The organism is Vulcaniibacterium tengchongense, assembly GCF_003814555.1.
Classification (GTDB): domain Bacteria; phylum Pseudomonadota; class Gammaproteobacteria; order Xanthomonadales; family Xanthomonadaceae; genus Vulcaniibacterium; species Vulcaniibacterium tengchongense.
In genome coordinates this window covers 1,042,340-1,054,859 of record NZ_RKQN01000001.1, presented here as the reverse complement: position 1 = coordinate 1,054,859, position 12,520 = coordinate 1,042,340, and the positions used below count along the sequence as shown (strand labels likewise).

General features: G+C 72.7%; 11 protein-coding genes and 1 tRNA gene. 6 read left to right on the top strand and 6 right to left on the bottom strand.

All coding sequences use genetic code 11. The annotated features are described in order from the left end of the window. The first annotated feature begins 76 nt into the window (after positions 1-76). Positions 77-1,369: a serine--tRNA ligase gene (gene serS, locus EDC50_RS04670; RefSeq protein ID WP_123769271.1), complete on the top strand. Its 1,293-nt coding sequence runs from the start codon at positions 77-79 to the stop codon at positions 1,367-1,369. Positions 1,370-1,494: 125 nt separating this feature from the next. Here serS and EDC50_RS04665 read toward each other — a convergent pair whose 3' ends face one another. Further along, positions 1,495-2,076, bottom strand: a complete 582-nt coding sequence (locus EDC50_RS04665; protein ID WP_123769270.1) for an FMN-dependent NADH-azoreductase — start codon at positions 2,074-2,076, stop codon at positions 1,495-1,497. 117 nt (positions 2,077-2,193) lie between these two features. Between EDC50_RS04665 and EDC50_RS04660 the strand changes: the two genes are divergently transcribed. After that, positions 2,194-3,198, top strand: coding sequence for a LysR family transcriptional regulator (locus tag EDC50_RS04660; protein ID WP_123769269.1), 1,005 nt, complete (start codon positions 2,194-2,196; stop codon positions 3,196-3,198). A 36-nt stretch (positions 3,199-3,234) separates the two neighbouring features. Next, positions 3,235-3,324: transfer RNA gene (locus EDC50_RS04655), tRNA-Ser, on the top strand. Positions 3,325-3,377: 53 nt separating this feature from the next. Here the strand turns inward: EDC50_RS04655 and EDC50_RS04650 are convergent. Together EDC50_RS04650 and EDC50_RS04645 are read right to left on the bottom strand one after the other, a co-directional pair. Continuing rightward, positions 3,378-4,178: an isocitrate lyase/PEP mutase family protein gene (locus EDC50_RS04650; RefSeq protein WP_123769268.1), complete on the bottom strand. Its 801-nt coding sequence runs from the start codon at positions 4,176-4,178 to the stop codon at positions 3,378-3,380. Between the two features lie 114 nt (positions 4,179-4,292). Beyond that, positions 4,293-5,180 carry a M28 family metallopeptidase gene (locus EDC50_RS04645; RefSeq protein ID WP_158635734.1) on the bottom strand — a complete coding sequence of 296 codons (888 nt, stop codon included), beginning with the start codon at positions 5,178-5,180 and terminating at the stop codon, positions 4,293-4,295. 145 nt (positions 5,181-5,325) lie between these two features. Here EDC50_RS04645 and EDC50_RS04640 point away from each other — a divergent pair, with 145 nt between their 5' ends. Then, positions 5,326-5,973, top strand: coding sequence for a response regulator (locus EDC50_RS04640; protein ID WP_123769266.1), 648 nt, complete (start codon positions 5,326-5,328; stop codon positions 5,971-5,973). 181 nt (positions 5,974-6,154) lie between these two features. Here the strand turns inward: EDC50_RS04640 and EDC50_RS04635 are convergent, their stop codons facing one another. Further along, positions 6,155-9,292 carry an Rne/Rng family ribonuclease gene (locus EDC50_RS04635; RefSeq protein WP_123769265.1) on the bottom strand — a complete coding sequence of 1,046 codons (3,138 nt, stop codon included), beginning with the start codon at positions 9,290-9,292 and terminating at the stop codon, positions 6,155-6,157. A gap of 502 nt (positions 9,293-9,794) precedes the next feature. Between EDC50_RS04635 and EDC50_RS04630 the strand changes: the two genes are divergently transcribed. Then, positions 9,795-10,769, top strand: a complete 975-nt coding sequence (locus tag EDC50_RS04630; RefSeq protein WP_123769264.1) for an RluA family pseudouridine synthase — start codon at positions 9,795-9,797, stop codon at positions 10,767-10,769. 173 nt (positions 10,770-10,942) lie between these two features. Here the strand turns inward: EDC50_RS04630 and EDC50_RS04625 are convergent, their stop codons facing one another. Then, positions 10,943-11,365: an energy transducer TonB gene (locus tag EDC50_RS04625; protein ID WP_123769263.1), complete on the bottom strand. Its 423-nt coding sequence runs from the start codon at positions 11,363-11,365 to the stop codon at positions 10,943-10,945. Positions 11,366-11,390: 25 nt separating this feature from the next. After that, entirely contained in the window at positions 11,391-11,732 is a 342-nt protein-coding gene (locus EDC50_RS04620) for a 4a-hydroxytetrahydrobiopterin dehydratase (protein WP_123769262.1), read from the bottom strand. 171 nt (positions 11,733-11,903) lie between these two features. Here EDC50_RS04620 and EDC50_RS04615 point away from each other — a divergent pair, with 171 nt between their 5' ends. After that, complete coding sequence (locus EDC50_RS04615; RefSeq protein WP_123769261.1) at positions 11,904-12,500, top strand: NfuA family Fe-S biogenesis protein; 597 nt, start codon at positions 11,904-11,906, stop codon at positions 12,498-12,500. Positions 12,501-12,520 lie beyond the last annotated feature (20 nt).

The window sequence follows — 12,520 nt, the reverse complement described above, 5'->3', positions numbered from 1 at the left end:
ACCGCGCAGCAATCCGTCGCGCGCGGCGGCGCTTCCACGCGATAATCGCCGACCCGATCACTCCCCCGGCGCCGCCATGCTCGATCCCCAGCTCCTTCGCCACGCACCCGCCGACCTCGCCGAACGCCTGCGCCGCAGCCGCGGCTTCGCGCTCGACGCGAGCGCGCTGGAGGCGCTGGAGACCGAGCGCAAGCAGATCCAGGTGCGCACCCAGGAACTGCAGAACCTGCGCAACACACGCTCGAAGGCGATCGGCCAGGCCAAGGCCCGGGGCGAGGACGTGAGCGCCTTGCTGGCCGAGGTGGCCGGCTTCGGCGACGAGCTCAAGGCCAGCGAGGCGCGCCTGGACGAGATCCGCGCCCGGATCGAGGAAATCGCGCTCGGCATCCCCAACCTGCCGCACGAATCGGTGCCGCCGGGCGAGGACGAGACGCAGAACGTCGAGCAGCACCGCTGGGGCACGCCGCGCACGTTCGACTTCCCGGCCAGGGACCACGTCGAGCTCGGCGCGCGCCACGGCTGGCTCGACGGCGACACCGCCGCCAAGCTCAGCGGCGCGCGCTTCACCGTGCTGCGCGGACCGGTCGCGCGCCTGCACCGGGCCCTGGCGCAGTTCATGCTCGACCTGCACGTCGGCGAGCACGGCTACCTGGAGACCAACGTGCCGCTGCTGGTCAACGCCGACTCGATGCGCGGCACCGGGCAACTGCCGAAGTTCGAGGACGACCTGTTCGCCACCTCGGTGGGCGACGGCGAGGCCGCGTACAAGCGCTATCTGATCCCGACCTCGGAAGTGCCGCTGACCAACATCGTCCGCGACGAGATCCTCGAGGCCGACGCGCTGCCGCTGCGCATGACCGCGCATTCGATGTGCTTCCGCGCCGAGGCCGGCAGCCACGGCCGGGACACGCGCGGCATGATCCGCCAGCACCAGTTCGAGAAGGTCGAGCTGGTGTCGATCACCAGGCCGCAGGACAGCTACGCCGAGCACGAGCGCATGACCCGTTGCGCCGAAGCGGTGCTGGAGAAGCTCGGCCTGCCGTACCGGCGCATGCTGCTGTGCAGCGGCGACATGGGCTTCGCCGCGGCCAAGACCTACGACCTGGAGGTCTGGCTGCCTTCGCAGGGCGCCTACCGCGAGATCTCCTCGTGCTCGAACTGCGAGACGTTCCAGGCCCGGCGCATGCAGGCGCGCTGGCGCAATCCGGCCACCGGCAAGCCGGAACTGGTGCACACGCTCAACGGCTCGGGCGTCGCGGTCGGGCGCGCCCTGATCGCGGTGATGGAGAACTGCCAGAACGCCGACGGTTCGATCGACGTGCCCGAGGTGCTGCGGCCGTACATGGGCGGGGTGGACCGCATCGGCTGACCTTGCGCCCACGCGGCCGCGCCGCGAGGCGGGCCGGTGCTGCGAAAAAGCGGGCCTGCTCTCGAGCAGGCCCGGGGGGCGGCGCAGGGGGAGGCGGGCGCCGGATACCGGTCGATCCGCGCGGGTCAGGCCGCTTCGGCCAGCGGCTCCGGAATCGCGGCATGCGCGGCCGCCAGCGCATCGCTGCGGTGCTGCGGCGACAGCGCCACGCCTTCCGCGCGGACCACGTCGATGTCGGTGATGCCCAGGAAACCGAAGACCTGGCGCAGATAGGCCTCCTGGAAGTCGAACGGACTGGCATCGCCGTAGACCCCGCCGCGGCCGCTGGCGATGATGATCCGCTTGCCGCCGGCCAGGCCCTGAGGGCCGGTCTCGGTGTAGCGGAAGGTCTTGCCGGCGACGGCGATGCGGTCGATCCAGGCCTTCAGCGTCGACGGAATCCCGAAGTTGTAGAAGGGCACGCCGAGCACCACCACGTCGGCCCCCAGGAACTGCTGCAGCACCGCCTCGGCTTCGGCGACCTCGGCCGGGTTCGCCTTGGCCAGGCTGCCGCCGGTCAGGTGCGGGATCGGCTGCGCGTCGAGGTCGCGGTACTCGACCTGCAGATGCGGGAGCTGGGCGCGCCAGCGGGCGACGACGGCGGCGCTGAGTTCGCGGGTGACCGAGTGGGCGCCCAAGGCGCTGGAATCCAGGTGCAGGAGCTTCATGACGGCCTCTTTGTGCGATGCGGCGGAACGCCGCGACGGAGGCCACTCTAGGTCGTTGCTTTTTTGGAATAAACGTGATCGAATGTCACTAACTGTTCCGAACCTGGAATTATCGCCATGCAAGACCTGAACGATCTCTACTACTTCGCGATGGTGGTCGAGCACGGCGGCTTCGCCGCCGCGGAGCGGGCGCTGGGCATCCCGAAGTCGCGCCTGAGCCGGCGCATCAGCCAACTCGAGACCGAATTGGGCGTGCGCCTGCTGCAACGCTCGACCCGGCGCTTCGCCGTGACCGACGTCGGCAACAGCGTGTACCGCCACGCGCAGTCGATGCTGGCCGAGGCGCAGGCCGCGCACGAGGTGGTGGACCGGCTGAGCGCCGAGCCGCGCGGCGTGATCCGGGTCAGCGTGCCGGTCGGCATCGCCCAGCAGATGATGCCGCAGCTGCTGCCGGAGTTCCTCGCGCGCTACCCGCAGGTGCGGGTGCAACTGCTGGTCAGCAACCGCCGCGTCGACATCATCAACGAGGGCATCGACGTCGCCCTGCGCGTGCGCACGCGCCTGGACGACGACGGCAGCCTGGTGATGCGCAGCTTCGGCCAGATCCAGGAGCTGCTGGTCGCCAGCCCCGACTACCTGCGCCGCATGGGCCGGCCGCAGAACCCGGACGAGCTGGGCGAGCACGTGACCCTGAGCATGAGCGAGGACGATGCGCGCCAGCGCTGGGAACTGCACGGGCCGGACGGCGACGTGCGCCGGGTGGAGCTGAAGCCGCGGGTGATGGGCTTCGACTTCCCGATGCTGATGGCGCTGGCGCAGCGCGGCGTGGGCATCACCCTGCTGCCGGAGACGATCTGCGCCGACGCGGTGCGCCGCGGCGAGCTGGAGGTGGTGCTGCCGCACTGGCGGCTGCCGCAAGGCATCTTCCACGCCGTGTTCGCCTCGCGTCGCGGGCTGCTGCCGGCGGTGCGGGTGTTCATCGATTTCGTGGCCGAGCGCGCCCCGGCCTTCGTCGAGGCCGCGCGCCTGCACTGCAGCGAGATCAAGGGCATGCCGTGCCCGGAGCCGGCGAAGAGCGCCGCCGCGCTGGTGGCGGGCGTGCAACCGGCGCCGGCGGCGTGACACAATGCGCCGCCGCCCCGGGCGGCGCGTCGAACCGGAAAGGTGGCCGAGTGGTTTAAGGCAGCGGTCTTGAAAATCGCCGTGGTGGCGACACCACCGTGGGTTCGAATCCCACCCTTTCCGCCAGTCTTTCGGAAGAACGGAGCCCGCGACGCCGCGGGCTTTTTCGTGCTGTCGCGTCAGCGTTCGAACAGGGCGTTGAGCGCGGCGTAGTCCATCGCCGGTCCGTCCGGCAGGCGGCCCTCGCGCAGGAACCGCGCGCCGAGCCCCGCGAGCAGGCCGTACACGCGCTTGGCCAAGGCGGCGCCGGCGCTGAGACGGCGCACGCCCAAGGCACGCAGGCGCTCCAGCTCCGGCAGGCGGGGCACCAGCATCAGGTTGAGCGGCAGCCCGGCCGCGGCGGCGATCATGCCGATCTCGGCCTCCGCGCTCAACCCGGGAACGAACAGGCCGTCCGCGCCCGCCTCGCGGTAGGCGGCGGCGCGCGCCAGCGTCGCGGCGACGCGTTCGCCCGCCGGCGCCAGGCCCAGCAGGTACACGTCGGTGCGCGCGTTGACGAACACGTCCGTGCCGGCGGCGGCGCAGGCGCGCTTGATCCGCTCGATCTTCGCGCACAGCCGCTCCGGCGGCCCCGCGCCGTCCTCCAGGTTGATGCCGCACACGCCGAGCCCGGCCAGCCGCAGCACCAGCTCGGCGACCGCGCCCGGGTCGTCCGAGTAGCCGCTTTCCAGGTCGACGCTGAGCGGCACGCGGACCGTGCGCGCGATCGGCGCCACCGCCGCAAGCAACCGCTCCGGCGGCAGGCGGTCGCCGTCGGCATGCCCCTGTGCCCAGGCCAGGCCGGCGCTGGTGGTGGCGACGGCGGGCGCGCCCAGGCTCTCGACCAGGCGGGCGCTGCCCGCGTCCCAGGCGTTGGCGAGCAGCAGCAGGCCGTCGCGGTGCAGGTGGCGGAAACGTTCAGTGGCGGGGGTGGAATTCATGCAGGCGGCATCGGCGTCGGGAAGGAGCAGGATGGCGTCGCGGCGGCGCGGGCGCTCGCCGCTTTCGGACATCCGGATGGACGCGGCGCGCCGGGCCGGTGTGACACCGCTCGGTCATGGCGCCGCGGCGTCCCATTGCCGCAGCGCGCGTTCAACCGCCTCGACGCCGCGCGCGGCGGCTTCGGGGTCGATTTCGGCGAGGGTGTCGCGCGCGCTGTGCAGCACCTGCATCGCCTTGGCCGGTTCGGCCGGCTTCCTGCCGGCGTAGGCGGCGAGGATCTTCTCGACCTCGCCGGCGCCGACCAGCGAGAACGAGGCGGCGCTCCAGCCGGCCTTGAGGAAGGGCAGGTGGTCGCTGGGCGGGTACTCGGCGCCGGCGGAGAAGTCGAGACCGAGGCCTGCGGCCGCCTCGGCGCCGGCGCGGGCGAGCGCATGGTCCGGCGCCGGCGGACGCAGCCACAGCGTGTCGCCCCAGCCGAACACGTCGAAGTTCACGTACAGCGCCGGCCGCACCGTGCCCGCGGCGACGTAGGCCTTGGCGCCGAGCAGGCCGCGCTCTTCCAGGTCCCAGAACGCGATCGCGACCCGGTGCCGCCGCAGCGGCCGTTCGCGCAGGCGCTGCGCCAGGGCCAGCACCACCGCGCTGCCGGAGGCGTTGTCGGTGGCGCCCTGGCCGACCTCGACACGGTCGTAGTGGGCGCCGAGCAGCAGCAGCGGCGCGCCGTCGGGCCCGCCGAGTTCGGCGAGCAGGTTCTCGCCGCGCAATTCGCCGGCCTGGAACGGCACCGCGCGCCAGTCCAGCCCGAGCGCGTCGAGCCGGCGGGCGAGGGCGGCGCGCCGGCCGGCGTTGTCTGCGGCGTCCGCGATCGCGCGCACGTCGGCCAGCCACGTGCCTGCGGGCGAGGCCTGCAGCGAAGCGGGAGCCGGCGGCGAGGGGCGCGGCGCCGGGGCTTGCGCGCAGGCGGCGAGAAGGGCGGCGAGCAGGAGGGCGGTGTGACGCATCGGAATTCCCCAGGCGGGTCGGTCCGCCGGAGTTTGGCCGCTGCCGGCGGGCGGCGGCAGGGCCGAAAGCCATGCCCGTTGCGCGAGCCCGGTGCGCTCCGTAGCCTCAGCCGCCAGGGGGAACGTGGCAACAGGAGACAAAGGGATGACCATCCGCGTTTTCATCGTCGACGATCACGCGCTGGTACGCACCGGAATGCGCATGATCCTTTCCGCCGAGACCGACATCGAGGTCGTCGGCGACGCCGAGGACGGCGAGCAGGCCCTGCCGCTGATCCGCAAGCTCAAGCCGGACGTGGTGCTGTGCGACCTGCACCTGCCCGGCGTCAGCGGCCTGGAAGTCACCGAACGCATCGTCAAGGGCGATCACGGCACGCGCGTGATCATCGTGTCGGTGCTCGAGGACGGGCCGCTGCCGAAGCGCCTGCTCGAGGCGGGCGCGTCCGGCTACGTCGGCAAGGCCGGCGACGCCGCCGAACTGGTGCGCGCGGTACGCGCGGTCGCGCGCGGCAAGCGCTACCTGGCCAGCGGCATCGCGCAGAACCTCGCGCTGGCCGGCATCGAGGGCGGCGCTTCGCCGTTCGACGGCCTGACCGCGCGCGAGATCGAAGTCGCGCTGCTGCTGGTGCAGGGGCTGCGGCAGGAGGAGATCGCCAAGCGCCTGAGCCTGAGCGCGAAGACGGTCAACACGCACAAGACCCGGCTGTTCGAGAAGCTGGAGATCAACGACACCATCGCCTTGGCGCGGCTGGTCAGCCGCTACGGCCTGATGGACCCGGCGCAGGCGCTGTAGCGCGCGGCCCATCGGCCCGCTGCGCCGAAGTCCAGCCCCGCTGCGAGGGCGCGGGGCGGGCGCCGCGCGTCGCCGCGAGGCCCAGCGCGTGGGCCCGGCGCGAAAGGCGAGGCTGCGTCGCACAAAAGAAAACCCCTCTCCCGATAGCAGGAGAGGGGTTTCCGTGCGGTTGCCGAGGCGATCAGCCGCGATGCGCTTGCGGCGCTTCCGCCTTGGTGTCGGCGTCGGCAGTCCCGGTCGCATCGGCTTCGGGCTCCGCCGGCGCCGCGGCAGTCTCCGCAGCGGCCTCGGCGGGCGCCGGTGCGGCCGGCTCCGGCAGGCCGTCGAACAGACTGGCGGTGCGCGGCAGGTCCGGGCCGGGCTCGGCGCGGCGGGTCGGTTCGGCCACGGTCTCGCCAGGCTCCGGCGCCTGCGGCGCCGGTTCCGCGGCGACCGGGGCCGCTTCGCCGTTGCCTGCTTCGGCGGCGGCCTCGGCCGGCGGCCTCGGCACCGTGACCTCGGGCTTGGCCGGTTCGACCGGTTCCGGCGTGACCACCACCGGCGGCTCGACCACGGCCGGCTCCGGCACTTCGGTCGGCTCCACCGGAGTCTCCTCGACCACGGTGGCCGGTTCGGGCTCGGCGACCGGTTCGGCGTCGGTCCGCGGGGCGGGCGTTTCGTCCTGCCGCGGCGCGGCCGGCGCGCTCGGCTCCGGCGTTTGCGCGGCCATCGGCTCGGCCTGCGGCGCCGACTCGGGCGCAGGCTCCGCGTCGATCCGTTCGGCCGCGGCGGTGGACGCCGCCACGGCCGCGGCGGCGACCGCCGACGGAGCGGACACGGTGGCCGGCGCGGACGCGGCTGTCGCGGGTGCCGGTGCGCCGGCGGCAGCCGGGGAGGCGACCGCCTCGTCATCGAAGTCGAACTCCGGCTGGCTGCGTCGCGCGGCCGCAGTGACGGCCGGGGTCTCCTCGGCCTCGTCCTCGCCGTCGAACCCGTCCTCGGCGGCGTCCTGCGACTCCAGAGCCTCGTGGGCCGCCGCGGCTTCGCTGCCCGCGCCGCGGCGGCGGCGGCGTCCGCCACGCCGGCCGCGACGGCGGCGGCTGCCGCCTTCGCCCGCGGTGTCGGCGGCCGCCTCGGGCGCGGCCTGTTCGCCGGCGGGCACGGCGGTCGTTGCCTGCGCCGCGACGGTGGCCGCGGTTACCGCTCCTGCGGCGGCTTCGATGGCCGGCGTGGCCTCGGGCTTGGCCGCCGGTGCCTCAGCCTTGGCGTCCAGGCGTGGCGGCCGCGGGGTCTCGGCCGGCGTCTGCGCCGGTGCCGCGGCGGCGGCCGGCTGCGGCCGGCTTTCCGGTTGCGGCTTCGGCGGCTTGGGCTGCGCCTGCGGCTTGCCCCCCTGCTGCGGCTGCGGCTTGGGCGGGCGGTTCTGCGGCTGCGCCTGCGCGGCCTGGGCCTGCTGCGGCTTGTCGCGGCGCTGCTCTTCGCGGCGCGCGTGCTTGCCGTTGCGGCCTTCGCGGCGTTGCTGGCCGTTGCGGCCGTCGCGCTCGGCGCGGCCGCGCGCCGGCTGCGCCTGTTGCGCCGGCGCCGGCGCGGGTTCGACCGCGATCGGCTTGCCGCCGCGGAAGAAGCGCAGGATGCGCTCGACCACGCCGATCGAATGGGTCGGCGTCGCCACCGGGGCGGGCACGGGGGCCGGGGCGGGCTGCGGCGCGGGCGCTTCCTCGCGCGGCTCGCGCAGCGGCGCCGGCTGCAGCGGCTTGACGTTGGTCACCGCCGGCAGGTCGGGGATGTTCAGATGCGCCCGGGTCAGGGCGTGCGTCGGCAGCTTGCGCGGCGTGGCGCGCTGATAGCTGGGCTTGCTGGTCTCCTCGCCGAGCTCGTTCTCGCGGATGCGGGTGACCTCGTAGTGCGGGGTGTGCAGCTGCTCGTCGGCGACGATCACGATCGGCGCGTCGTGGCGCTTCTCGATCTCGCTGAGCGCGCGGCGCTTCTCGTTGAGCAGGTAGTTGGCGATCTCGGTCGGCGCCTGCACCAGCACCTGGCCGGTGTTCTCCTTCATCGCGTGCTCTTCGGCCAGGCGCAGGATCGACAGCGACAGCGACTCGACGCTGCGCATGCGGCCATGGCCCTCGCAGCGCGGGCAGACGATCTGGCTCGACTCGCCCAGCGACGGACGCAGGCGCTGGCGGCTGAGCTCGAGCAGGCCGAAGCGCGAGATGCGGCCGATCTGCACGCGCGCGCGGTCCTGCTTCAGCGCCTGGGCGAGGCGGTTCTCGACCTCGCGCTGGTGCTTGCTGCTGGACATGTCGATGAAGTCGATCACCACCAGGCCGCCCAGGTCGCGCAGGCGCATCTGGCGGGCCACCTCCTCGGCGGCCTCCAGGTTGGTGTTGAACGCGGTCTCCTCGATGTCGCCGCCCTTGGTGGCGCGCGCCGAGTTCACGTCGATCGCGGTCAGCGCCTCGGTCTGGTCGATCACCAGCGCGCCGCCGGAGGGCAGGCGCACGGTGCGCTCGTAGGCGTTCTCGATCTGCGACTCGATCTGGAAGCGGTTGAACAGCGGGGTGTCGTCGGTGTAGTGCTTGAGCTTGCGCAGGTTGTGCGGCATCACCTGTTCGACGAACTCGCGCGCCTCGGTGTACATCTCCGGCGTATCGACCAGGATCTCGCCGATGTCCGGGCGCATGTAGTCGCGCAGGGCGCGGATGATCAGCCGGCTTTCCTGGTAGATCAGGAACGGCGCCGGCTTGGTCAGCGCCGCCTCGGCGATCGCCTTCCACACCTGCAGCAGGTAGTCCAGGTCCCACTGCAGCTCCTCGGCGTCGCGGCCGACGCCAGCGGTGCGGATGATCACCCCCATCTCGTCGGGGATGTTCAGCTTGTCCAGCGCCTCCTTGAGCGCGGCGCGGTCCTCGCCCTCGATCCGGCGCGAGACGCCGCCGGCGCTGGGCGAGTTCGGCATCAGCACCATGTAGCGGCCGGCCAGGGAGATGAACGTGGTCAGCGCGGCGCCCTTGTTGCCGCGCTCCTCCTTGTCCACCTGGACCACCACTTCCTGGCCCTCGCGCAGCAGCTCGCGGATGCCGGCCTTGTTCGGGTCGACGCCGGCCTGGAAGTAGTCGCGGGAGATCTCCTTCAGCGGCAGGAAGCCGTGGCGCTCGGCGCCGTAGTCGACGAAGGCGGCTTCCAGGGAGGGCTCGAGACGGGTGATGCGGCCCTTGTAGATGTTCGACTTCTTCTGTTCCTTCGACGGCTGTTCGATGTCGATGTCGTACAGGGTCTGGCCGTCGACGATCGCGACGCGCAGTTCTTCCGCCTGCGTCGCGTTGATCAGCATTCGCTTCATTGTGGTTCCTCGCGCGCTCCTGCGCGCGGTCGGCGCAGAACGCGCAGGCGCGTTCTGCGGCCGCGGAACGCCTTGGGCGTTTCGCCTCTGGATACCGCAAGCCGGCGGGCGCCCCGCGGGCGAGGCGCGCCGTCTCCAAGTTTTCCAGCGCTACGACACCACGGCAGGCCGCGGGAGCGCTTTGTTCGTTTTCCTGACTGCTAGGCCGGCGGCGCGAGCGCCGCACGGGACGTGTTCATCTCGCCGGGTGGGCCCCGCCGAACGAGGGCCGGTTCCGCCGGGCCGACGCGGCTGACATGGCTGCCCCGGGGGCAGTGGCCAGGCACGGACCGGAATCGCAGGAAAGGGCTTTCGGCCTTTGAGATGCAACTTCCTGCGAAATCAAAACCTTATCTCGCGTCGCGAGTGTAACAGATAAGCCGGGGTCGGTGATTCGCAATTCGTGACCGGCTGCCGGCCGCGGGCGGTACACTGGCCGGCCGTTCGTTGCGCCTGCCGTCCGATGTCCCATTCAGTTCCGCCCCGATCCGGCCCGGCCGGCGATCCCGAGCGCGTCCGCACCGTGCGCGTGCCCGAGGACCGCGAGGGCCAGCGCCTGGACAACTTCCTGCTCGGCCAGCTCAAGGGCGCGCCGCGCTCGCTGGTGTACAAGCTGGTGCGCTCCGGCCAGGTGCGGGTGAACGGCGGACGGGCGAAGGCCGAGCGCAAGCTGGAGGCCGGCGACGAGGTGAGGATCCCCCCGGTGCGTCTCGGCGAAGCCGGAGACAAGGCGCCGCCGCCGAAGGGATTGCTGGCTGCGCTGGAGGCGGCGATCGTGTTCGAGGACGCCCGCCTGCTGGCGCTGAACAAGCCCTCGGGGCTGGCCAGCCACGGCGGCAGCGGCATCAGCCACGGCGCGATCGAGGCGCTGCGCGCATTGCGCCCCGGCCAACCCCTGGAGCTGGTGCACCGGCTCGACCGCGACACCTCCGGCTTGCTGGTGGTCGCCAAGAAGCGCTCGGCCCTGACCGAACTGCAGGCGTTGATGCGCGAGGACGGCGGCATCGCCAAGCGCTACCTGGCGCTGCTGCTCGGGCGCATGCCGGACGGGACGATGAGCGTCGACGCGCCGCTGCACGTCGGCCTGCGCCAGGGCGGCGAGCGTCACGTCCAGGTCAGTCCGGCCGGCAAGCCGTCGCTGAGCCATTTCCGCGTGCTCGAGCGGCGCGGCGGCCAGTCCTATTGCGAGGTGCGGATCGAGACCGGGCGCACCCACCAGATCCGCGTCCACGCCCGGCACCTCGGCCACCCGGTCGCCGGCGACGACAAGTACGGCGATCCGGAGGCCAACCGGCGCCTGCGCGAGCAGGCCGGGCTGAGGCGGCTGTTCCTGCACGCCTCGACCCTGGAGTTCGCGCTCGACGGCGGCAAGGCGCCGTACCTGCTCAATGCGCCGCTGGCGCCGGAGCTCATCGAGGCGCTGGACCGGCTGGGCTGAATCGAAAAGCCGCCCTTTTGCCGCGGATCGGGCCGGATAAAACGCCTGCCCATGCACGTCGATGAACGCCGATCAGGCGCCCGGGTTCGCAGCGCGCCCGGGCGGGATGACACGTCTACGATCGTCGGCCTTGGCCGATCGCGTCATCCGCGCGCGTGGCGGAAACAGGCGGATCAGCCGCCCTCGCGCCGCCGTTGCTCGTCGAGCACGAAGCACGACTGCGGCCGTTCCACCGGCGGGGTGAAGGTGACCGGCACCTGCAGCTTGGACTCGACCGGCTTGCCGCCGATCGTCGCCGGGCGGAAGCGCCAGCGGCGCACGCCTTCCTGCGCCGCCCGGTCCAGTTCCGGCACGTTGCTGCTCTGGACGAGGCGTACCGAGGTCGGGCTGCCTTCCGCGCCGATGGTGAGCGCCAGCACGACCTTGCCGCCGATGTCGTCGCAGGCGAGCTGCTCCGGGTAGTCCGGCGGCGGCGTTTCCACCGCGACCAGTTCGGTGCGGGTCACCGGCGGCGGCGCCGGGGTCCGGTCGCAGGCGGCGAGCGCGGCCAGCAGGGCCGGCGCGAGCACGGGGAGGGCGCGGCGGAGCGGATGCATGCAAGCCTCCTGGTGGGCGGCCGGCTCAGCCGGCGAGGGCGTCGGCCTTGGCCGCGCAGATGAAGTCGTTCTCGCTCAGGCCGCCGACGTCGTGGGTCGAGTACCGCACCACGCAGCGGTCGTAGTGCACGCTGAGGTCGGGGTGGTGGTCCTCGCGGTGGGCCATGTACGCCAGCGCGTTCACGAAGGCCATCGTCTCGTAGTAGTTCTTGAAGCGGAAGGTGCGGCCGAGCGCATGGCCGTCCTCGACCAGTTCCCAGCCGGGCACCTCCGGCAGCAGTTCGCGCACGCGCGCTTCGCTGAGCCGGTGCTCGCTGCCGCGGCGGGGCAGGCAATGGGCCTGGGCGAGGGGGATCAGATCGGTCATCGCGGAATTCCTGGCGGGCGCGGCGACTGAACCAATCACATCGCCGGTGGTCGGAAGGTGCAGGCGCGCCGTGCGGCTGCGCGGACCCCGGTAGAATAGCCGCTCGACCGTGTTTTCCGAATCCGCCCGCCGGCTCGTGCACCCGCACCGCCGCGCCGCACCGAGCCGCCGATGATCCATATCTCCGAATCCGCCCAGCGCCACTTCCGCAAGCTGATCGAGCGCGAGGCCGTGCCGGGCCTGGGCGTGCGGCTGGCGGCGATCGACGGCGGCACCCCGCGCGCCGACGTGCGCCTGGAGTTCGCCGAGCCGGCCGACCTGCGCGGCGACGAATGGGCGGTGGATTGCGAAGGCTTCACCCTGTGGCTGGACGCGGCCAGCGTGAAGTACCTGGACGGCGCCGAGATCGACTACGAGACCCAGGCCACCGGCGGCCAGCTGCAGATCCGCGCGCCGAAGATCAAGGGCGAAGCCCCGGGCGAGAGCGCCTCGCTGGTCGAGCGCGTGCGCTGGGTGGTCGAGCACGAGATCAATCCCCAGCTGGCTTCGCACCGGGGCCATGTCGCGGTCGAGGAGGTCGACGCCGACGGCACGGTGACGCTGCGGTTCGGCGGCGGCTGCCACGGCTGCGGCATGGCCGACGTGACCCTCAAGCAGGGCATCGAGAAGACCCTGCTGACCCGCGTGCCCGGCGTGACCGCAGTGCGCGACGCCACCGACCACGCCAGCGGCGACGCGCCCTACATCCGCCGCGACTCGGCGGCCTGAGCCGGGGCACGGCGACGTAG

Bases quoted from the DNA above. Each gene is read 5' to 3' on its own strand.
- EDC50_RS04645 (WP_158635734.1), bottom strand. From the start codon at position 5,180: ATGCGTCACACCGCCCTCCTGCTCGCCGCCCTTCTCGCCGCCTGCGCG.
- EDC50_RS04640 (WP_123769266.1), top strand. From the start codon at position 5,326: ATGACCATCCGCGTTTTCATCGTCGACGATCACGCGCTGGTACGCACC.
- EDC50_RS04630 (WP_123769264.1), top strand. From the start codon at position 9,795: ATGTCCCATTCAGTTCCGCCCCGATCCGGCCCGGCCGGCGATCCCGAG.
- EDC50_RS04635 (WP_123769265.1), bottom strand. From the start codon at position 9,292: ATGAAGCGAATGCTGATCAACGCGACGCAGGCGGAAGAACTGCGCGTC.
- EDC50_RS04660 (WP_123769269.1), top strand. From the start codon at position 2,194: ATGCAAGACCTGAACGATCTCTACTACTTCGCGATGGTGGTCGAGCAC.
- EDC50_RS04650 (WP_123769268.1), bottom strand. From the start codon at position 4,178: ATGAATTCCACCCCCGCCACTGAACGTTTCCGCCACCTGCACCGCGAC.
- serS (WP_123769271.1), top strand. From the start codon at position 77: ATGCTCGATCCCCAGCTCCTTCGCCACGCACCCGCCGACCTCGCCGAA.
- EDC50_RS04615 (WP_123769261.1), top strand. From the start codon at position 11,904: ATGATCCATATCTCCGAATCCGCCCAGCGCCACTTCCGCAAGCTGATC.
- EDC50_RS04620 (WP_123769262.1), bottom strand. From the start codon at position 11,732: ATGACCGATCTGATCCCCCTCGCCCAGGCCCATTGCCTGCCCCGCCGC.
- EDC50_RS04665 (WP_123769270.1), bottom strand. From the start codon at position 2,076: ATGAAGCTCCTGCACCTGGATTCCAGCGCCTTGGGCGCCCACTCGGTC.
- EDC50_RS04625 (WP_123769263.1), bottom strand. From the start codon at position 11,365: ATGCATCCGCTCCGCCGCGCCCTCCCCGTGCTCGCGCCGGCCCTGCTG.